Here is a 23,280-nt window from a genome sequence, read left to right on the forward strand (position 1 = left end):
TTTTAGCTTGGAGTACGATGACAATAGAAAGCGTCTTCCATTACTTAAAAGATTACCGCAATTACGATTTCATCAAAAAAATCAGGAAACTCCTAAAAAAATTAACAATTGATCAGGTTTTGAAATGTGCTCACCCACCGTTGACACAAATACCATAGCATTTGAAATGAATTGTTTTGCACTCAATAAATTCAAACGTTATAGTTTCAATATAAAACCTAATTGCCATTTAAGATTTACAGCTGTAACTACAAATTGTCTTAAACATCACTATTTGCGTCAATATTGCATATTAAACGTAAAATTTACTTTTAATATTTATACCAGATAAAACGTTTTTATACATTCGTCAAACATTACGATATCGATATCGTAACGCGTTATTCTCTTAAAATTTTAACAATCAGAAATTTTAAAAACTAATTCACACAAAAATGAAACTCAATGAAAAAACTTCTACTGAACTCGATTAAATGGCATCCCTTGCTGATGTTGGTTCTAGGCGTTTTGTGTTTACAGAATACATACGCACAGGAAAATATCACTGTTGAAGGAAATGTAAGCGCTGCAGGAGAAACCGCAGGACCACTGCCTTACATAACCATTTTGGTCAAAGGGACCACGCGGGGAACCACCACAGATTTTGACGGAAATTATAGCATTAGTGCTGCACCTGATGCTACCCTAGTATTTAGCTATGTAGGTTTTAAAACCAAAGAAATAGCTGTTGACGGGCAAACCCAAATAAATGTGCAACTTGAAGAGGATATTGCCGGCTTAGATGCTGTTGTGGTAACCGGATATTCTACACAAGATAAAAAGTCGATCACCGGTTCTATTGCAACTATAACCAGCGAAGATCTAGAGAAAGTGCACGGTGGCGCTACTGTAAGTTCTGGATTAGCCGGTAAAATACCTGGGGTTAGCTTCCGTATGAATGACGGACGCCCCGGAGCAAGTGCTTCAATTCAGATACGTAATATGGGTACTCCTCTTTATGTAATTGATGGTATTCAGCAAGATGAAGGTCAGTTTAACAACATATCTCCTAACGATATTGAAAGTATTACAGTACTTAAAGATGCTTCAGCTGCTGTTTATGGGGTTCGTGCCGCAAACGGTGTAGTTGTAGTAACTACAAAAAAAGGACGTAAAGGAGTTAAAAATACGGTCAATGTTAATGCATATGTAGGCTGGCAAAACTGGTCTCGTTTTCCTGAGACAGTAAACGATTCTTATCAATGGATGTTAGGTAAGGCTGAAGCTGAAGTCAACCAGTATGGCTCAACAGGAATCACTCCTGAAGAATTAGAAAAATACCGAATTGGTGAAGAGCGTGGCTATCAATCCTTTAATTGGAAAGATTTTATCATCAAGAAAAATGCACCACTTACCAACGTAAACGTAAGTGCTACCGGAGGTTCTGAAAACATCAGCTATTATTTATCTGCGACTCACTTAGATCAGGAGTCGGTATTAGGTGATGAGTTTACTTTTAAAAGAAGTAATATTCAGAGTAATGTTGACGCTAATATCACAGACCGTCTTAAGGTTGGTGTACAAATCAATGGCCGCGTAGAGACGCGTAAAAATCCTGGTATTCCCGGAGCCGATGACTACTGGCTACCTCGTTTTGCAATTTTGCGTAATCGCCCATTTGAGCGTCCGTATGCTAATGACAACCCGGAGTATCTTAACGATATAGGGCATAATGAGACCAATTGGGCATTACACAACTTTAAAATAGGTGGTTATGCAGAAGATATTTGGCGCGTACTACAAACCAATTTTTCTGCAGAATATGACATTCCCGGTGTAAAAGGTTTAAAAGCAAAAGGAATGTACTCTTACTATATTGCAGACCGCGTACTCAATGGTCATGAATACACTTACGATGCATACACTTACGATCCTGAGAATGATGTCTATAATGTAACTGGTGGAAGTTCAAACCCTTGGAGGGAACGCAGAACCCGCAAGGTCTTGAGAAATATTTATCAAGGGCAGTTACAGTACAAACGTAAATTTGGAGACCACTCTGTTGAAGGGCTGTTTATTGTTGAGAGACAAGAAGCAAGGTTTCAAGAGCAATGGGTACACGCCGTTCCAAAAACAAATACGCTACCTCTAATTTATTTTTCAGACACTGATGCTTACGATGATTCTGATAATGAAGAAGCACGAATAGGATACATAGGTCGACTAAACTATAATTATAAAGACAAGTATTATTTAGAAGTTTCTGCGAGACGCGATGCCTCTTGGAAATTTGCACCAGACAAGCGCGTGGGGTATTTCCCTTCTGCATCAGCAGGTTGGAGAATCACCGAAGAAGAATTCTTTAAAGACCTTATAGGTGATGACAGCGTTTTAAATAACCTAAAATTCAGAGGTTCATATGGTATCCTCGGAGATGATAATATTGGTATTGGGCCTTATGATTATTTAACAGGGTATAACTACAATCAAGGCGTAGCTATTTTAGATGGAAACCCTGTGATCGCTAGCCGTGATAAAGGGCAGCCTATCACAAACATCTCTTGGTTTAAGAGTAAGATCACAGATATTGGAGCTGATTTTTATCTATTTGACTCTAAGCTATCTGGTTCTGTTGATTACTTCTACAGAAAGCGTACGGGGCTAAGAGGACGTAAATATGACATTCTTATACCAAATGAATTAGGTTATGGTCTTCCTGATGAAAACGTAAACTCTGATGCTCAATATGGTATTGAAGGAGCATTATCCTACGCTACAAATTTTGGTGAAGTGACCTTTAATGTTTCAGGTAATGCTTCTATTTCAAGAAGTAAATTCTTAGAATCATATAAGCCTCGCTTTGATAACTCGTATCAGCGGTACCGTGCATCTTCAGAAAACAGATACAATACAATTTTCTGGGGCTACACAGCATTAGGGCAATTTCAGTCTCAAGAAGAGATTGACAACTACCCTGTTGATATTGACGGTCGCGGAAACAGCACCTTGCTACCTGGTGACATTATTTATGAGGATGTTAATGGTGATGGCCGTATAGATGGTTATGATGAAACCCCAATTGGCTATAATAATTACAACCCGTTGATCAACTTTGGGTTCAGTCTTTCTGCGGCCTATAAAGGCTTTGACTTAAGAGCAGATTTCTCTGGTGCCTCAGGATACTCTTGGAACCAAAGCTGGGAACAACGCTGGGCCTACCAAAATAATGGTGCGCTAAACAAAATTTTTCTTGATCGTTGGAGACGTGCAGATCCGTTTGATCCAAACAGTGAGTGGATTCCGGGTAAATATCCTGCATTGCGCTTCAATGATGGCGGCCACAGTAACTACAACAAAAATTCTACATTTTGGTTGCATAATGTCACTTATATCAGAGCCAGAACATTAGAGTTAGGTTACTCGCTACCAGACACTTTCCTTGAAAAAATCAATGTTTCGAGAGCGCGCTTTTATGTTAACGCATACAACCTCTTCTCTATCGATAATCTTGCTGAATTTGGCGTAGATCCAGAAATATCTGATGATAATGGGTTACAGTATCCGCAAAACAAATTTGTAAACGTAGGAGTCAACATCTCACTTTAAAAAATGAATGCAATGAAAAAATATATATATTTCTTAATAATTCCCATTCTGCTGGGCAGTTGTTCCTCAGATAGTGAATTTTTAGATCGCGAGCCTTCTAATATCTTAACTCAGAATCAAGCGTTTGGCAGTCCAGATATCGTACTATCAGTATTAGCCGACCTATACAATCGCTATTATGATTTTGGTACTGTAGAAGATTGGTCTTCTCTGGCGCAATTTAATGTTGCCTTCTGGTCAGAAGCCGGTAGATATGGCTATTTTCAAAACGGAGGCTACGGCTACGGTGATTGGGGAACTTGGGACTATGGTTACATAAGAGAAATGAATCTTTTTCTTGAGCGTCTTGAGCTTTCTGAGGCTTTAGATCCCGCAGATAAAGCACGATTTGCTGCTGAAGGTCGGTTTTTAAGAGCTTCCTACTATTTTACTATGGTAAAACGTATGGGAGGCGTACCGCTTATTCTTGAATCTGAAACCTATGACTTTAGTGGAGATGCGACTTATTTACAACATCCACGTGAGACCGAAGCTGCGCTTTATGACTTTGTAATCAGTGAGGCTGATGCGATTTTAGCAGATCTTCCTTCTGATGTAAATACAAAATCAAGAGCGAGTAAAGGTGCTGTTCTCGCCATGAAGGCTCGTGCCGCCTTATATGCCGGTTCTATTGCTAGATATGGAGCGAGCACACCTCAGGTATCGTTACCTGGTGGTGAAGTAGGTATTCCCGTATCAAGAGCAGAAGAATATTACACTACTGCTCTAAGTGCTGCTCAGTCGATTATTAATGGCGAAGTAGGCAATTATTCACTATATGAGAAAAAGCCTGATCTGTCTGAAAACTTCGCAAGTATTTTTTATGATAAATCCAATAATCCAGAAGCGATCTTTGTCGAAGACTACAAACTGCAAAGCGGTAAAGTACACGGCTTTACTATTGCCAATCAACCACGATATGGGGCCGAAGAAGAAGAAGGTGGTCGTATCAATCCGGCGCTGAGTTTAGTGCAGTCTTTTGAAACGTTAGACGGTGAGTATGCACCGCTACCTATTGAGGATGCCTCAGGAAATCCTATTTATTACGATACGCCAGAAGGAGTTTTTGCCAATAGAGATGCACGTTTAATGGGGACGGTAATAGTGCCAGGTTCTTCATTTAAGGGTCGTGAAGTAGACATTTTTGCAGGTATTCAACTCGCTGACGGAACCATCATCAGCGGCGATTCTCGCGGACAACAAAAAGAAGTGATGGGCACAGATATGAAGGTCGTAGGTTTTGACGGACCAATAGACGGATTAGAATTTACAGCGCAGACCGGTTTTTATATTCGAAAATATCAAGATCCTAAAGCAGGGTCGGGTCAACGTGGAACACAAAGTGACGTATGGTTCATTCGTTATCGCTATGCAGAAGTATTGCTCAACGCAGCAGAGGCAGCTTTTGAATTAAATCAACCTAGTGTGGCAGCAGGTTACCTCAATCAGGTGCGTCGTCGTGCCGGGATCACAACAGATCTTGCCGCTGCAGATATCACTTTTGACCGTATCGCACACGAGCGCTTTGTAGAGTTTGCTTTTGAAGGGCTACACTTTTTCGACCTTAAACGCTGGAGAATTGCTCACGAAGTGCTTGATGGTACTCCTATGGATGCTGCTACAATAACCGATAATATAGGAGATGCGACCAAGCGACTTACGCAACCTTTCGGACTTTGGCCTTATAAATATTACAATCCGGGAGATGCTAATGACGGTACCTATATCTACAAGATCGTAAAGCCAAATCGCGTTACCGGTGCAGATCGTTTTCAGTTCGGGAACTACTACTCAGAGATCGGAGCAGGAATTTTAAACAACAACCCATTGATTGTTAGAAATCCTAATCAATAATTTTAAAAGCCTAAGATTATGAAAATCACAAATTATATATACTTAGCAGCGACAGCATTGCTCTTTGCATCCTGCGAAATTGACAACTATGACGAGCCGGAATCCTTTTTCACCGGAAACATCGTGTACAACGGGGAGCCTATTGAAGTTGGTGCGCGCGAAGTACGTTTTCAGCTCTTTCAACCCGGTTTTGGAGCCTTAGCTCCACTAGATATGCATCTGGATCTAGATGGTTCTTTTAGTGGACGCTTTTTTGACGGGGATTATAAACTGAAATTCATAAATGGTCAAGGACCGTTTAAAGCCTATGAAGTGAACGAGCAACAAGGCGATACTATTTTTATTTCGCTACGCGGAAATACTGAAATGGATATTGAGGTGCTGCCCTACTATATGCTTAGTGGCGAGACCTTTAGCGCAAGCAGCACTGCGGTTGACGCCGCTGCCAATTACGATCAGATCATTACAGACGCAGATGCAAGAGCTATTGAGTTTGCCAGATTATATCTTAACGATACAGAACAAGTCTCTAATAACGGAGATTATCATAGGGTATGGAGTGATATGACCGTGGGTTCTGGTAACCTTAGCGGCAGTACCGCTTTACCTGAAGGCTATGCCAAGCCTTATATTTTTGCTCGCATTGGAGTTAAGATCGTAGGCGTAGAAGACATGCTTTTTAGCCCGGTTCAAAAATTAGACCTGTAAATTCTTTTTTAGTTGAAGTTGAGAAGGAAGTCCGTAAAGCAATTTTCGGGCTTCCTTTATTAAATATTAAAATTAACTTAAGAAATCTAAACTAAAGTAAAACGTTTTACTTATATTGAACCATTAAAATATTTCAAACGTTATAGTGAAACGCTTATTTTTAATATAATGCAAGTGTTTAAACAACAAATACAAAAACTCTTTCTTAGCCTGCTGCTCTTTGGTTTGAGTTTATATCAGCCTATAATAGCACAGCGTAACTTATCAGACTACGTAAACACGCTTCAAGGTACTAATTCTAAATTTGAACTTACCCGAGGTAACACCTACCCTACTACAGCGCTTCCTTTTGCGATGAATACCTGGACACCTCAAACAGGTCCTAATGGTGACGGATGGAAATATCAATATTTTAAAGAAACCATACGCGGTTTTCAACAAGCGCACCAATGCAGTTCCTGGAGTAACGATTATGCAGTATTCTCCTTAATGCCGGTAACTCAAAGCTTAAAGTTAAATGAGAATGATAGGCAATCTGGATTTAGCCATAATGACGAGACTGCGAAGCCCTATTACTATCAAGTAAATCTTGATAACGGAGTAAATACCGAAATGGCACCTACAGAACGTGGGGTTCATATGCGTTTCAGTTTCCCTAAAAATGAAAAATCTTATGTAGTGCTCGACGGCTATACAGGAATTAGCGGTGTTGAGATCGATCAAAAAAATAAACGCATTTCAGGATACGTACATAATGGCAGAGGGATGGAGCGTTTTGAGCACTTTAAAAACTTTTTTGTCATCGAGTTTGACAAGCCCTTTAAGGCTTTTGGTACTTGGGATAACACAAATGGTGCTAAAAAAGAAAGCAATACCTCAACAGAAGGCAAAGGTAAAGGAGCATATATTCAATTTAATAATGGTGCTGATGTGCAGGTAAAAATTGCCTCTTCGTACATCAGTCGGGAGCAAGCGCGACGTAATTTGAATAATGAATTAGGTAAAGCTAAAAATCTTGAGGCTACTAAGGCTGCTGCTAAACAAATCTGGAATGAGCATCTAAGTAAAATCTTAGTTGAGGGTGGCTCTGAAGAGGATATGAAAACCTTTTATTCTTGCTTTTTTAGAGCGAGTTTATTTTCTCGTAAATTCTATGAACTCAATGAAGCCGGAGAACCTTATTACTTTAGTCCGTATGATGGCAAAGTGCACGAGGGATATATGTATACTGACACCGGATTTTGGGATACATTTAGAGCACAGTTTCCGCTTAATGCGCTTCTTTATCCTGAGATGCATGGCAGGTATGTTTCCGCTCTTTTAGATGCCTACGAGCAATGCGGGTGGTTGCCTTCTTGGTCCTTCCCTAGTGAAGCCGGGAGTATGATAGGCAACCATGCTATCACCCTATTTGCAGATGCCTGGGCAAAAGGCATACGCACCTTTGACCCTCAAAAAGCTTTAGAAGCCTATTATCACGAAGCAACAGAAAAAGGTCCGTGGGGCCCGGCGAATGGTCGTCACGGTCATAAGGAATATTATACGTTGGGTTATGTGCCCTATCCTAAATATGGTGAAGCTACTGCTAAAACATTAGAATATGCCTATGATGATTTTTGCGGATATAATTTGGCAAAAATGACCAACAATACATTTTATGAGAATGTATTTGGTCGCCAAATGTATAATTACAAAAACGTATGGGATTCTAGTGTAGGCTTTATGCGTGGCAGAAAAGCTGACGGCTCCTGGGTTCCTGATTTTGATGCTTATGAATGGGGAGGCCCGTTTACTGAAGGGAATGCTTGGCACTACGTGTGGTCAGTATTTCAAGATCCCAAAGGTCTTATCAATTTAATGGGTGGAGAAGAACGTTTTAACGCTAAAATGGATTCTGTTTTCACGGTACCTAATACCGTTCACGTAGGAACCTATGGTGGAAAAATTCACGAAATGACCGAGATGGAAATGGCAGAAATGGGTCAATATGCTCACGGAAATCAGCCTATTCAACATATGATTTATTTATACAATTACTCGGGTCAACCCTGGAAATCCCAGCAAAAATCCCGTGAAGTAATGCGCAAACTATATAATTATACAGAAAACGGCTATCCCGGTGATGAAGATCAAGGTCAAACCTCTTCTTGGTATGTTTTAAGTGCGATGGGATTTTATAGTGTGTGCCCGGGAACTAACGAATATGTTTTAGGAAGTCCGGTTTTTGAGAAAACAATCATTTCTCTTGAAAATGGAAAAACATTCACCATTAATGCCGCAGATAATTCACAACAGAATGTTTACATCAATTCAGCTCAACTTAACGGAAGCGCTTTCTCAAAAAACTACTTAACTTATCAACAACTTTTAGACGGAGGTACTTTTGACCTTCAAATGAGTGCTACACCAAATAAGAAACGTGGCATACAGAATACAGATAAACCTTTTTCACTCACAGAATATTAAAAACCAAAAACATGAAACAAAAAAAGAACTCCCATTCTACCGAAAGAAGAGACTTTATTAAAAAGGCTTCTATAGCTTCTTTAGGTATTTCTATTGTACCCAGACACGTATTAGGAGGTGTAGGTTTTACTGCGCCTAGTGACAAACTCGTTGTTGCCGGTATAGGTGTAGGTGGAAAAGGAGAAAGTGATATTAAAAGTTTTGCCGATTCTGGTTTGGCAGAAATCGCGTTCTTATGCGACGTTGATGATCGTAGAGCTGCTAACTCAAGAGCGCGTTTTCCAAAAGCGAAATACTATAAAGATTATCGCGAAATGCTTGAAAAAGAAGGCGATAAGATTGACGCTGTTTCTGTTTCTACACCAGATCATAATCACGCAGTTCAAGCGATGGCTGCTATGGAAATGGGCAAGCACGTTTATGTGCAAAAGCCCCTGACCCACGATATTTATGAAGCGCGCCAGCTTACCGAAGCTGCAGATAAATACAAAGTGGTCACACAAATGGGTAACCAAGGAGCGTCAAACAACGGTACGCGTTTAATGAGCGAGTGGTTTGATGCCGGCTTGATTGGTGAGATTGAAGAAGTATATTGCTGGACAGATAGACCGGTTTGGCCTCAAGGAATTCCTTGGCCACAAACGCCTGAAGCAGTCCCAAGCGAACTAGATTGGGATCTTTGGTTGGGTACGGCTCCTTATAAAGATTATGTAGGCGGCTTAGTACCGTTCAACTGGCGTGGCTGGTGGGATTATGGTACCGGTGCTCTAGGCGATATGGGATGTCACTTGGTTGAAGTTCCTGTGCGCGTGCTTAACCTAAAATACCCTAAAGATGTGCAATGTAGCGTAGGAAGTGTGTATGTAGACGAATTCAAGCGCGGTTATTTCCCTGAGAGTTGCCCACCTTCAAGTCACGTTACAATGACCTTCCCAAAAACTGACAAAACTAAAGGAGACATCAAATTACACTGGATGGACGGCGGTATTCAGCCGGCTCGCCCAGAAGAATTGGGTCCAAACGAAGTCTTTGGAGACGGCGGTAATGGTGTGCTGTTTGTTGGAACTAAAGGAAAAATGATGTGTGGTACCTATTCTGAAAATCCACAACTATTACCTACTTCAAAAACAGAACGCACTCAAGTTGCCGAAAAATATGAGCGTGTACCCGGCGGTGCAGGCGGTCACTACAAGCAATGGGTAGAAGCTGCTCTTGCCGGATACGGCAAAAAAGAAGTGAGTTCGCCGTTTAGCGTTGCAGGACCACTTACAGAGACCTTATTGATTGCCAATCTCGCCATAAGAGGTTTTGACATTCGCAAGGAACTTGAAAATGGAAACGTAGAATACCCGGGGCGCTATATTGAAATGCTTTGGGACGCAGAAAATATGCGTGTAACTAATTTTGATGAAGCAAATCAATTCGTGAAGCGTAATTACCGCGAAGGGTGGAAATTATAATATATAGAAGCTAATACCCACCGAAGCAACACAGCTGATTGTGAACAGGAAATCTACTTTCTGGACCTTCGTTTCCTTTACAAGGTTTTTGAAAGTAGATTTTTTTATCTCAAAAAGAAATACGTAGTAAACTATCATTTGGCAAATCTCATACTCTTTAATCTTGAGCACCCGCCAATAAAATTTTAAAAATTCTTAACACTACTAAAACGTTTTACTATTGTATGTATTATATTTAGAACCTCAATTTAGAATTATGAAAAAACTTTTGACGCTTTTACTTCTTTCGGCACTTTTCACCAGCTGTGCTCAAAAAAAAGAAGTGGCTAACAACAACCCTGTTTTTCCGGGATGGTATGCAGATCCTGAAGGGATCATTTTTGATGATACCTATTATATCTACCCTACTTATTCTGCTCCGTATGAAGAACAAGTATTTTTAGATGTATTCTCTTCGCCCAATCTCACCGAATGGACAAAGCATGAACGCATTATAGATACTTCGGCAATAAAATGGGCTAAGCGTGCAATGTGGGCGCCTTCCATCATTAAAAAAGATGATAAGTATTATTTGTTCTTTGGAGCTAATGATATTCAGAGTGATGATGAATTAGGTGGAATTGGAGTCGCTGTAAGTGATTCTCCTGAAGGTCCGTTTAAAGATTATTTAGGCAAACCTTTAATTGACAAGTTTCATAACGGTGCACAGCCTATAGATCAATTTGTGTTTAAAGATAAAGATGGCTCGTACTACTTGTATTATGGAGGTTGGAGACATTGTAACGTCGCTAAATTGAATGATGATTTCACCGGCTTCATTCCTTTTGATGACGGCACGATCTTCAAAGAAATCACTCCAGAAAGTTATGTTGAAGGTCCGTTTATGTTTATCAAAGACGGTAAGTATTATTTTATGTGGTCTGAAGGTGGCTGGACCGGTCCTGATTACAGTGTCGCTTATGCCATTTCTGATTCTCCTTTTGGCCCTTTTAAAAGAGAAGATAAGATCTTACAGCAAGATCCGGAGATTGCTACCGGTGCCGGGCATCATAGTGTAATTCACCCTCAAGATTCTGACGATTACTATATGGTCTATCACCGCAGACCTTTAGATGAGACCGATCAGAACTCTAGAGAAACCTGTATTGACAGAATGTATTTTGACGAAAACGGCCGTATTAAAACCGTTAAGATCACCAATGAAGGCGTCCAGGCTCACCCCCTAGACTAACCGGACACACCACCAGAAACAACTAAAATGAAAAAATATAATCTACTGAGTTTCTTTGCAGGTTGCCTATTGCTACTTTCCTGTGATGATTCTCAAAATAAAAATATAGACATAACTACTGTAGATAAGCCTTCGGTAGCGACAACAAATACAAATTATGTAAGCAATCGCGCTCCGCTTGCTCCAAGTGCGCTGATCAAACTTCCGCTAGGTGCAATCAAACCGGGAAGCTGGCTAAAAGAAAGTCTGCAACGTCAAGCCGATGGCCTTATGGGCAATCTTGGCGAGATCAGCGCGTGGTTACAAAAAGATGACAATGCCTGGTTATCTGATGATGGCACCGGTGCCTGGGGCTGGGAAGAAGTCCCTTACTGGTTAAAAGGCTATGCGAATACCGGCTATATTTTGCAAGATTCTTCGATGATCAAAGAATCACAAATTTGGTTTGAAGCTGCGCTGAAAAGTCAGCGCGAAGATGGCAACTTTGGGCCTAAAATGTTTTCAGATCGCGATGGCTCTCAAGACTTCTGGTCTAATATGATTATGCTGTATTGCCTGCAGTCGTATTACGAGGCAACTCAGGATGTGCGTGTGATCGACTTGATGACCAAATACTTCAAGTATCAAAATAGTGTACCTGATGATAAAATGCTTTCAGGTGTACATTATTGGCAAACCTTGCGCGGTGGTGATAACCTTTATAGCGTGATCTGGTTGTATAATCGTACAGGAGATAAATTCCTTCTGGATCTAGCCGAAAAACTACACCGCACAAATGCCGACTGGTCGAAGCGCGACAATACTTTAGCCGAAATTCACAACCATAAAGAAACCCGCGAAGGAATGGAATTTCCAGACTGGTTTAGCAAATTGGTTGATTGGCATAATGTAAATATTGCACAAGGTTTTAGAGAACCGGCGCAATATTATCAGTTAAGTAAAAACGAAGAAGATCTGCAAGCCACCTATGATGACTTTAAGATCATAAGAGATTATTTTGGTCAGGTGCCAGGTGGAATGTTTGGTGCCGATGAAAATGCACGTCCCGGCTATAGCGATCCGCGTCAAGGAGTTGAAACCTGCGGAATGGTAGAGCAAATGAACAGCGACGAGCATTTGCTGCGCATTACCGGTGATATTTTTTGGGCAGACCACGCTGAAGAGGTAGCTTTTAACACCTACCCAGCTGCGTTAATGCCAGATTTTAGATCGTTGCGCTACATCACTAGCCCCAATATGGTGTTGAATGATGATGCAAACCACAGTCCGGGGATTGCGAATTCGGGTCCGTTTTTAATGATGAACCCGTTCAGTTCAAGATGCTGCCAGCATAACCACGGGCAAGGCTGGGCCTATTTTACCGAAAATCTGTTTATGGCTACGCCAGATAACGGTCTTGCAGCTGTTCTTTACGCTGCAGGTTCGGTTACGGCAAAAGTGAGCGATGGCAAAGAAGTGATGGTAACTAATGACTCAAACTACCCATTTACAGAAAGTTTAGACTTTACCGTAAACACTGCGGAAGCTGTTGAATTCCCATTATACTTTAGAATTCCGGCATGGGCTAAGAATGCTTCGGTAGCATTGAATGGTGAAGCTCTTGACGCAAATCCTTCAGCAAATACTTATTTACGTATTGAGCGCGAATGGAACGACGGTGACACCATTACGTTAACCCTTCCGAAGGAATTAGGCTTACGAACCTGGGAAGCCAATAATAACAGTGTAAGTCTCGATTACGGTCCGCTTACTTTTTCGCTTAAAATAGAAGAAGAATACCCAACGAAAAACAGTTCGCAAACCGCCGTTTGGGATTCAAAATGGCAAAAAGATGCCGATGTAGAAAAATGGCCTTCTTTTGAGATTCATCCGGCCTCGCCGTGGAATTATGGCTTAATTTTAGACAAAGATCATCTTGAAGATTCGTTCAGCATTGAAACTAAGTCGTGGCCAGAGGACAATTATCCATTTACAGTTGATGCTGCTCCTATTGTGATCAAAGCAAAAGGAAAACGCATTCCACAATGGACGATTGATCAATACGGTCTTGCAGGCGAATTGCAGCCAAGTCCTGTAAAATCTACAGAACTGGCTGAAGATATTGAATTAATTCCTATGGGCGCAGCGCGTTTACGCATCAGTGCATTTCCGGTGATCGGTGAAGGCGACGCAGCAACCACTTGGGAGCCTACTAAATAAATTATACACTCTAAACACACACTAATCGCAAATTGAAGCTTATGAAAAAACTACTTTTAGGTTTGTGTACCACATTGCTAATCACTGCCACGCAAGCACAAGAAACGCTGGTAGAAGAAGTACCAAACCCTGTAGACTATGTTAACCCGCTTATGGGAACCGACTCAAGCCCGGGATTATCAAATGGAAATACGTATCCTGCCGTGGCTGTGCCGTGGGGAATGAATTTCTGGACACCACAAACCGGACCTATGGGACACGGTTGGGCATACACGTACAATGCAGATAAAATACGTGGATTTAAGCAAACCCATCAGCCATCGCCTTGGATGAATGATTACGGGCAATTTTCATTAATGCCGGTAACCGGAGGACTGAAATTTAACCAAGATGATCGCGCAAGCTGGTTTTCGCATAAAGCGGAAGAATCTACGCCGTACTATTACAAAGTGTACTTAGCAGATCACAATGTAACGGTTGAGCTTACACCTACAGAACGCGCTGCACAATTTAAAATGACTTTTCCTAAAGCAGATAGCTCTTATGTAGTGATCGACCCTTTTGATAAAGGATCTTATGTAAAAGTGATCCCGGAAGAAAACAAGATCATTGGTTACACCACAAAATACGCCCGTGGTAAATTGACCAATTTCAAGAACTATTTTGTCATCAAGTTTGATAAACCTTTTAGCGATGTAAATACTTGGCAAAATGATACGCTGGCAAAAGGTCAAGCTGAAATGACAGCAGATCACGCCGGAGCGATCGTTGGTTTTAAAACGGAAAAAGAAACTGTAGTGAATGCAAAAGTTGCTTCGTCATTCATCAGTTTTGAACAAGCCGAATTGAATTTGGAACGCGAAATTGGTGATACCGATTTTGAAACTACCAAACAAAACGCACGAGCACTTTGGAATGAAAAACTAGGCCGCATTGATGTTGGTGGCGGGACTATTGATCAGGTGCGAACGTTTTACTCTTGCTTATACAGAACCTTATTCTTCCCTAATAAGATGTACGAGATCAATGCTAAGGATGAGATCGTACACTGGAGCCCGTATAACGGTGAGATTTTACCGGGATATATGTTTGCCGGTACCGGTTTCTGGGACACTTTTAGAGCGCTTTACCCATTCTTAAACTTGGCTTACCCATCGATCAACAAAGAGATGCAAGCAGGTCTTGCCAATGATTTTAAAGAAGGTGGCTGGTTACCAGAATGGTCTAGCCCTGGTTATGCCAATATTATGGTAGGTAACAACTCGGCTTCTGTAGTTGCTGATGCGTACATTAAAGGCTTGAGAGGTTATGATACTGAAACCCTTTGGGAAGCGCTAGTAAATGGTGCGAATAACGAAGGTCCTATGACCGCTGTAGGTCGCGCTGGTGCGCCGTATTACAACGAACTAGGCTATGTTCCTTATGACGTTGGTGTCAATGAAAGCGCCGCAAGAACACTAGAATATGCTTATGATGATTTTGCGATCTATCAATTCGGAAAAGCGATCGGAAAGCCTAAAAAAGAGATCGAAATCTATAAAGAGCGTAGTATGAACTACAAGAATCTTTTTGATCCTAGCTACGGCTTAATGCGTGGTAAGAATGAAGATGGTAGCTGGCAAGAAGATTTTAACCCGTTCAAGTGGGGTAACCCCTTCACTGAAGGAAACAGCTGGCATTACAGCTGGTCTGTATTTCACGATGTACAAGGACTTATCGACTTAATTGGTGGAGAAGAAAAGTTTGTTAAGAAATTAGATTCTGTATTTTCTATGCCTCCTATTTTTGACGAAAGCGTTTATGGTGGTGTGATTCACGAGATTCGTGAAATGCAGATCGCAGATATGGGACAGTATGCGCACGGTAATCAGCCTATTCAGCATATGATCTATTTATACAACTACGCCGGTGCTCCATGGAAAACACAATACTGGGCGCGTGAAACGATGGACAGAATGTATATGGCAACTCCTGATGGTTATTGCGGTGACGAAGACAATGGGCAAACTTCTGCGTGGTATGTATTCTCTGCAATGGGCTTCTACCCTGTTGCTCCTGCTACAGACCAGTACGTTCTTGGTGCTCCTTTATTTAAAAATATGACGATCAATTTAGAGAATGGAAAAGAGATCGTGATCAAAGCTCCAGAAAATAGCGATGAAAACCGCTATATTGAATCGATGAAAGTTGATGGAAAGACCTATAACAAAAACTGGTTAAGCCACGAAGAATTGATGAAAGGAGCCACTATTGATTATGAAATGAGCGATACTCCTAACAAATCTCGAGGAACTAAAGAATCGGCGTACCCGTATTCACTTTCTAACGAATAAATACAGAGACCTTTAAACACATGACACGAATTACATTAAAGGGTTTATGCACCGCCGCAAGTTTACTTGCGGCTGGTGTTTTTAACGCCCAAGCACAAGAAGACCTTGCCAAATATGTAGACCCGATGATCGGGACTGCAAAAATGGGACACACCTATCCCGGTGCAACAGTACCTTTTGGCAGCGTTCAGTTAAGCCCGGATACTGATACGATTCCGTATGCGGTTAATGGGCGCTACAACCCTGACGTTTATAAATACTGCGCCGGTTATCAATATGAAGATTCAACTATTGTTGGATTCAGCCACACACATTTTAGCGGAACCGGTCACTCTGATTTGGGTGATTTCCTAGTAATGCCAACGGTAGGAAACCTACAACTCAATCCGGGAACCGAAGCTAATCCTGACAGCGGTTATCGCTCACGCTTTTCTCACGATGAAGAAACTGCTGAAGCAGGCTACTACTCCGTTAATTTAAAAGATTACGGCATTAAAGCCGAAATGACAGCCACCACACGTGTGGGTGTGCATCAGTATACGTTTCCAAAGAGTGAGCAAGCGCACATTATTCTCGATCTAAAATCAGGAATCTACAATTATGATGAGAAAAATGTGTGGACGATCGTTCGCGTAGAGAACGATTCGACTATTACCGGATATCGCCAAACCAGCGGTTGGGCGCGTACGCGTAAGGTTTATTTTGCAATGACGTTCAGCAAAGCCTTTAAGAGTTATGGTCAGGAAAAACTAAAGGGACAAGTTTATCGCGGATTCTGGGGCCGTTTTGATCAGGAGCATAACTTCCCACAAATGGCAGGAAATGACCTGAGACTGTATTTCGATTTTGATACGGAAGAAAATGAAGCGATTCAGGTTAAAATGGCATTATCGCCTGTAAGTACCGAAGGTGCGCTAAAGAATATGGAAGCAGAAGTTCCGGGTTGGGATTTTAACGCTGTAAAGCAACAAGCTCGCGACACCTGGAACAAAGAATTGCAAAAAGTTACGGTAGAGACTTTAGAAGAATCTGACAAAGTAAATCTGTACACCGCAATGTATCATGCCTTTTTAGGCCCAACCGTTTATATGGATGTAGACGGAAAATATATGGGACTTGACCGCAATGTGCACGAGGCCGATGGTTTTACTAATTACACAAGCTTTTCGCTTTGGGATACATATCGTGCGTTGCACCCCTTATTCAATGTATTGCAGCCACAACGCAATCAGGATATGGTGCAATCTATGATGGTACATCAAGAACAAAGTGTACACCATATGCTTCCTATCTGGTCGCATTATGCTAATGAAAACTGGTGTATGATCGGTTATCATTCAGCTTCAGTAATAGCAGATGCTATTGTAAAAGGCAATGCGGATTTTGATCAGAATGCTGCTTTAGACGCTTGTGTAGAGACAGCACGCGTTCGTTATTTTGACGGTATTGGTGACTATATTGATATGGGCTATGTTCCTGAAGATAAAAGTGGTGCTTCGGTATCAAAAACTTTAGAATATGCTTACGATGACTGGGCGATCGCACAAGCCGCTAAGAAATTAGGCCGTGACGAAATCTATAAAGAATTTATCGAGCGTTCTACCTATTGGAAAAACGTGTATGATAAATCTATCGGATTTATGCGTCCTAAATTGAGCGACGGAAGCTTTAAAAAAGAGTTTGACGCCTTGAACACGCACGGTCAAGGATTTATTGAAGGAAACAGCTGGAACTACAGTTTATACGTTCCTCAGGATCCTGCAGGGATGATTGATCTTATGGGCGGAAAAGAAAAATTCAGCACGCATTTAGATTCGTTATTTACAATGGAATTGCCTGACAAGTATTTTGAGAATACCGAAGATATTTCACGTGAAGGAATCATTGGGAACTATGTACATGGTAACGAACCTTCGCATCACGTGGCTTATTTATACAACTGGACAGACGATGCTTACAAAGCGCAGGACAAGATCAGAATGATCTTAAAGCAAAAGTATATGACCGGTTCTGATGGGTTGAGCGGTAATGACGACTTTGGTCAAATGAGTGCCTGGTATCTATTCAGTAGTTTAGGATTTTATCCTGTAGCTCCGGGATCGGTAGATTATGCTTTAGGAAGCCCTGCGATTAAAGAAGCAACCCTTAACTTAGATAACGGAAACACCTTTAAGGTTGAAGCTAAAAATCAGTCTGAGAAGAATGTATACGTGCGCAAGGTAGAGCTGAACGGTGAAGAACTTACCGAACCATTCATCACGCACGATCAGGTAATGAACGGTGGAACGCTTACTTTTTATATGAGTAGAAAACCTAATAAGAATCTTTATAACTAAGTTTATGAGCAAATTTGTCCAACTTTCGGTATGTATAGTTTTTATGGTTTGGGGTAGTATTTTTAAGTCAAAGGCACAAGATTGGCCTAATTTAAAGCGCTACGCCAAAGCCAATGCACAGGTAGATTCAGTCTATGCAAAAGAAAACAGAGTGGTCTTTATGGGCAACTCCATCACCGAAGGTTGGGTAAATAGTGATCCTGATTTCTTTACCAAGAATAACTTCATCGGTCGCGGAATTAGCGGTCAGACCACGCCTCAGATGCTGTTGCGTTTTAGACAAGACGTGATCGATCTAAATCCCGTGGCGGTAGTCATTCTTGCCGGGACCAACGATATCGCCGGAAATACCGGACCGATGACCACAGCGCAGATTTTTGACAATATGGTTTCAATGGTTGAACTGGCAGAAGCCAACGGCATTGTCCCTATTATTTCTTCTATTCTTCCTGCGGCAAAATATCCGTGGAAGCCTGAAGTTGATTCCGTAGGTCCTATTTTAGAATTGAATACGATGCTGAAGTACTACTGCGAAGGAAAAGGCCTGGTATATCTGGATTACTTTTCTGAAATGGTAGATGATGTTAATGGTCTTCCCGAAGCACTTTCTTATGATGGTGTGCATCCTACAGATAAAGGTTATCAAGTAATGGAACCGCTGGCATTAACAGCAATTAATGAAGCGCTTAAGGACTAAATACTGCTTATAGTATCAACAAAAAGACCTGCTTAATAAAGCAGGTCTTTTTTTATGTCTTGGTGAATGCTCTACACCAGCTCTTTATACAAATTTTTCTTGTCTAGATAATCTAGCGCCAAAGCATAAGCCCCGAGACACACAGATGTGCTTGTGCCCAATTTACTAATGCCGATAGCTATGCGTTTTTCTTTATTGTATTTCGCTTTTGCTGTACTAAAGGGCACCTTAACCTCATACTCAGAATCAGCCGTAAAAGCGTTCAGTTGTGCAGGATCGTCTATATTAAAAACCTTTGAAATCGCACGAGGCATACCTTCATTTTCTAAATTATAAATACAGCCCGAAAGATGCTCAATAATCTTAGGTACAATATATTTTGAAGCTCCCGCAATGCCGCCACCAATTACGATAGGACCATCTATAAGCGCTAGTGCATTGGCCAGAGATTCTGCCACTGCTGTTGCCATTTCTTCAAAAGCATTGATCGCAGCTTGTTTATTACCTTCCTTCTCCCCGCTTGCAATTTTATAAATCTCACGAGGCGAGATCAATTCGGTTGTTCCTGACTGCTCAGCATATACACGCTGAATGGCGCGAATACTCACACTTTCTTCAACTACGGTTTTTGGCTTAATGTAATTTCGGGTGAGCCAGATTTCGCCAGCAGCGGAATTATCACCTAAACAGATCTGGTTATTCACCACAATACCACCACCAAAACCGGTGCCTAAGGTAATGCCAATCAAATTCTTATACGTGCGGCTTATTCCTGCTGCTGCCAGTGATTCATTAATAAACGGAAGCATTCCCGCTACCGCTTCGCCATAAGCAAACAGATCTCCATCGTTATTGATCAGCGTTGGGATCTCAAAAATCTCCTCAAGCATAGGTCCTAAAGCCACGCCACCTCTAAAGGCAGGTAAGTTCACCAGATCACCAATGATTCCGTTTTTATAATCTGCAGGTCCCGGAAATGCAAAACTGATCGCCTCAGGCTGCCGCCCGTTGAGTTGGGCTTTTACCTGATCAAATCCTTTAATTATCGTTTTGAGACAACGCTCTAAATCGTCTGAATTAGAAGGTAATGTGATAGGTTGAATAATCTCTTCTCCCCGCTGCAATGCCGAAAAAACAAAATTAGTTCCTCCTGCATCAAGCGTCATTACAATCCGTTCATCTTCGTAAATATTCTTCATTCTTTGTTTGGTACTCTAAAAACTATTAATAATACCGTCCCTGGTGAACCTGCAAAAGTACGATAACTAAAAGGTTTTACTAAGAACATTTCTATTAGATTCAGTAATAACTTTAAAAACTTCTTCTTAATCTGTATTTATTGCTCAGATTTGACCGAATTTTCAGCTACAAAGCTCAATAACAAGGGGTAAGCAGGATGCGTCATATTGTGTCCATAGCCTTGCATTTCGTATTGTTTTATGTGTTGCTGTCCTGCGACTTTCATCATTCGGTAGAAGTAGGCATTCTCTTCATACCTCCCTAACATTTCCAGTTCTCGGTCGCCAGTAATCAAGAGTGTAGGCGGCGCATCATTCCGTACAAAATAAAGCGGAGCATAGGCGTCTACGATGGGTTGTTCTCCCGGAATACCTCGCTCTGCTCTAATGGTAAAATGAGTAATGGTATGCCCGCTAAACGGTATCAATCCCGCGACATCATTAGCATTGATATCGTATTTAGCAAGACGACTTTTATCCATAATACTCATCAAGGCTAAATATCCTCCTGCGGAATGTCCGCTCACAAAGATATTTTTGGAGTCACCATTATAGGCTTCGATATTTTTAAACGTCCAGGCGATGGCTGCAGTAGCATCTTCAATACAAACCGAAGCTTTAACTTTAGGAGAAAGCCTATACCCTACACCAACAATACAGTAGCCCTTATTTTTTAAAGCTTGCGGAATTTCTTTAGATCCGCCGGTGAGGCCGCCGCCGTGAAACCAAATAATCACCGGAACATCTTTTTTATCTTCAGGATAGTAAATATCAAGACGCGCTTGTGAAGCGAGATAGGTGTCAGATTGCTGAAGTGCTTTAGGGTAGTAATTGATGTTTTCAATTGTTTTATAGCTGATTTCCTGCGCCACAACCGGTTCTAAAAAGCTTAGAACAACGATAAAAAATCCGACTAATTTCCTCATAAAAATTGCTTTTACTCTACGTTTAATTTTAAATCGCCACCAAGCATCAATTGTTCCTGATCAATAAAATAGCCATCAAGCGTTTTACCATTGTATTGTATTTCTTTTAAGTTTCTTGAAGTGCCTTCTTGAGTGATCTCAAAAGAATTTCTACCTAAATTCCATTTTACGCGGTCAAAAACGGGAAGACTTACTAGATACTCATTATCTGCCGGTGATAGTGGATACAATCCCGAAGCTGCAAAAACATACCAGGCGCTCATCTCCCCCGCATCATCCATCCCACTAAAGGCTAAACCGGTTGGTCCAACACCATAATAGTCTTCTAAAAGCCTGTCTATAATGTGCTGGGATTTTTCGGGCTTATTGATAAAATAATAGGCAAAGGGTGCCTCGTGATCGGGCTGATTTCCGTGGCAGTATTGACCTAAAAATCCGCTTACATTTCGCGCGATATGTTTAGGGTTCCACGGTAAGGTAAACAGCGAATCTAACTTTTGCTCAAACGCTTGTTCACTTGGATATAAGCCTACCAGACCTTGCATATCGTGTGGAACAAAAAATGAAACCTGCCACGCATTGGCTTCGCGATACATATACTCATAATACGGATATTCAGCATCAAACGGACTTATAAAAGATCCATCAGCTAGCTTACCGCGCATAAAATGCGTTTCTGGGTCAAAGACATTCTTGTAATTCTTTGCACGTGCAGCAAGATCTTTGGCGTGATTGTCATCATTTAAAGCTTCTGCCAACAACGACAAACTGTAATCATCGTAAGCATATTCAAGCGTTTTTGAAACACCAGCTTTTGCTTTAGTTTCTACATGCGGATTTTCAACATCAGGATCTGAAATAAAACCTTTCTCAATATATTCTGCAATATGCGGCCGTGTGCCGCCCTCTTTATACGCATTGTTTAGAAGCTGCTCGTAGGCTTTTTTCACATCAAAATTGGTAATGCCTTTACCATAAGCCTGCGTGACAAAAGGTGCAGCGTGATCGCCGTGAAAAAAGGTAGGCATAAATCCGCTTTGAGTTCCTTTGTCGATCAACGATTGAATGATATCACCGGTAACTTCCGGCGATAATAAGCTCAATAAAACCAGTTTGTTGCGATACGTATCCCAAAGCGACGGATTGGTATAATAGCGGAAGCCTTTATTTTGAACCGTTCCCTGAGCATCTGTAAACTCCCCATTGTAGTCACTGCGTAAAGCCGGCCATTGCATGCTTCGGTATAATGAAGAATAGAAAAGTTCTTTTTCTTTTTGGCTTCCACCGGAAACCTGAATTTTTGACAAAACGGCATCCCACGTTTTTTCTGCAGCCTGATGTACTTCTTCAAAGGGTTTATTTCCTATTTCTTGCTGAAGATTTTCACGTGCATTTTCGGCACTTACAAAAGACAAACCGATCTTTAAGCTTACCGGTTTTGGCGAAGCTTTTAAATTTAGAAGCGCATAACCTTTATCGGTATTCGGATTCACTTGTTGAAGTTCGCTTATTGCCTCACTGAGTTCCACCGAAAAATATACCTTATCACCGCCCGTACGTTGAAAACCTTCGAGTGTTTTACGCCCGGTTTGGCGCAGTTGCCACGCATCAACGTGATGATTTGCACGTCCCAGATCAAACAGAATATTGTGAGCGGCATCGTCATCAAAAGTATATTTATGAAAACCTGCACGTAAGGTAGTGGTAACCTCAACTTTTACCTTATAATCGTTCAAGTAAACACTGTAATAACCCGCAGAAGCAGTTTCATTTTCCTTATCAAAAGAAGATTTAAAAGGTGCCGAAGCCTTTTCTGCGATTGGCAAAATCGGAATATGACACAAATTCCAGTGGCCTTTATTGGTATGTGTAAAGCCCAGAATTTCTTTGTCTTCATATTCGTAGCCAGCGCCGCTTCCATATTGGGTAATAGGACTCAGTTGTACCATTGCATTGGGCAGGGTTGCACCGGGATAGGTTAGTCCTGCCCAAACACGCCATCCTTCGGGCGGCGTGTACCCTATAAAATCTGGATCTGTAAGCGGTGCTGTCCCGTGAAATGGATTCACAAAAGCCACAGGATTTTCTACATAAGATTCTTGTTGTTGCGCTGTTAAAACCTGAGTTATGCTCAACAGCATCACTGTAAAACTGAATAGTATTTTCAAACGGAAGGCGCTAGCGTGATTTTTCATCAATTTCTATAAT

The 23,280-nt window shown here is 41.3% G+C and carries 13 protein-coding genes; 10 read left to right on the top strand and 3 right to left on the bottom strand.

Annotation, left to right across the window (positions count from 1 at the left end; all coding sequences use genetic code 11):
• Nucleotides 1-444: 444 nt before the first annotated feature.
• The 10 genes from LDL79_RS02365 (at nt 445) to LDL79_RS02410 (ending at nt 18,908) form a co-directional block, all read left to right on the top strand.
• The gene (locus LDL79_RS02365; RefSeq protein ID WP_225599018.1) at nt 445-3,585 is read left to right on the top strand and encodes a SusC/RagA family TonB-linked outer membrane protein; all 3,141 of its coding nucleotides are present in this window, start codon (nt 445-447) and stop codon (nt 3,583-3,585) included.
• A 12-nt stretch (nt 3,586-3,597) separates the two neighbouring features.
• A complete protein-coding gene (locus LDL79_RS02370) occupies nt 3,598-5,478 on the top strand; it encodes a RagB/SusD family nutrient uptake outer membrane protein (RefSeq protein ID WP_225599019.1) in 1,881 nt (626 codons plus the stop codon).
• Nucleotides 5,479-5,496: 18 nt separating this feature from the next.
• Entirely contained in the window at nt 5,497-6,186 is a 690-nt protein-coding gene (locus tag LDL79_RS02375) for a DUF3823 domain-containing protein (protein ID WP_225599020.1), read from the top strand.
• A gap of 174 nt (nt 6,187-6,360) precedes the next feature.
• Nucleotides 6,361-8,652 (top strand): GH92 family glycosyl hydrolase, encoded by a 2,292-nt coding sequence (locus LDL79_RS02380; RefSeq protein WP_262903809.1) that lies wholly within the window; start codon nt 6,361-6,363, stop codon nt 8,650-8,652.
• An 11-nt stretch (nt 8,653-8,663) separates the two neighbouring features.
• Nucleotides 8,664-10,112 (top strand): Gfo/Idh/MocA family protein, encoded by a 1,449-nt coding sequence (locus tag LDL79_RS02385; protein ID WP_225599022.1) that lies wholly within the window; start codon nt 8,664-8,666, stop codon nt 10,110-10,112.
• A 256-nt stretch (nt 10,113-10,368) separates the two neighbouring features.
• Nucleotides 10,369-11,343 carry a glycoside hydrolase family 43 protein gene (locus tag LDL79_RS02390; protein WP_225599023.1) on the top strand — a complete coding sequence of 325 codons (975 nt, stop codon included), beginning with the start codon at nt 10,369-10,371 and terminating at the stop codon, nt 11,341-11,343.
• Nucleotides 11,344-11,370: 27 nt separating this feature from the next.
• Nucleotides 11,371-13,542 (top strand): beta-L-arabinofuranosidase domain-containing protein, encoded by a 2,172-nt coding sequence (locus LDL79_RS02395; protein WP_225599024.1) that lies wholly within the window; start codon nt 11,371-11,373, stop codon nt 13,540-13,542.
• Between the two features lie 41 nt (nt 13,543-13,583).
• On the top strand, nt 13,584-15,875 hold the full coding sequence (locus LDL79_RS02400; RefSeq protein ID WP_225599025.1) for a GH92 family glycosyl hydrolase: 2,292 nt from the start codon (nt 13,584-13,586) through the stop codon (nt 15,873-15,875).
• A gap of 20 nt (nt 15,876-15,895) precedes the next feature.
• Complete coding sequence (locus LDL79_RS02405) at nt 15,896-18,211, top strand: GH92 family glycosyl hydrolase (protein ID WP_225599026.1); 2,316 nt, start codon at nt 15,896-15,898, stop codon at nt 18,209-18,211.
• Between the two features lie 4 nt (nt 18,212-18,215).
• Nucleotides 18,216-18,908 carry an SGNH/GDSL hydrolase family protein gene (locus LDL79_RS02410; protein ID WP_225599027.1) on the top strand — a complete coding sequence of 231 codons (693 nt, stop codon included), beginning with the start codon at nt 18,216-18,218 and terminating at the stop codon, nt 18,906-18,908.
• Nucleotides 18,909-18,979: 71 nt separating this feature from the next.
• Here LDL79_RS02410 and LDL79_RS02415 read toward each other — a convergent pair whose 3' ends face one another.
• The 3 genes from LDL79_RS02415 to LDL79_RS02425 all read right to left on the bottom strand — a co-directional run bounded on the left by LDL79_RS02415 (nt 18,980) and on the right by LDL79_RS02425 (nt 23,267).
• On the bottom strand, nt 18,980-20,107 hold the full coding sequence (locus LDL79_RS02415; RefSeq protein ID WP_225599028.1) for an ROK family protein: 1,128 nt from the start codon (nt 20,105-20,107) through the stop codon (nt 18,980-18,982).
• Nucleotides 20,108-20,244: 137 nt separating this feature from the next.
• Nucleotides 20,245-21,072, bottom strand: a complete 828-nt coding sequence (locus LDL79_RS02420) for an alpha/beta hydrolase (protein ID WP_225599029.1) — start codon at nt 21,070-21,072, stop codon at nt 20,245-20,247.
• A gap of 11 nt (nt 21,073-21,083) precedes the next feature.
• Nucleotides 21,084-23,267 carry a GH92 family glycosyl hydrolase gene (locus LDL79_RS02425; RefSeq protein WP_225599030.1) on the bottom strand — a complete coding sequence of 728 codons (2,184 nt, stop codon included), beginning with the start codon at nt 23,265-23,267 and terminating at the stop codon, nt 21,084-21,086.
• Between the last annotated feature and the right edge of the window lie 13 nt (nt 23,268-23,280).

This window comes from Leeuwenhoekiella palythoae (assembly GCF_020310025.1).
In the GTDB taxonomy this organism is placed as follows: domain Bacteria; phylum Bacteroidota; class Bacteroidia; order Flavobacteriales; family Flavobacteriaceae; genus Leeuwenhoekiella; species Leeuwenhoekiella palythoae.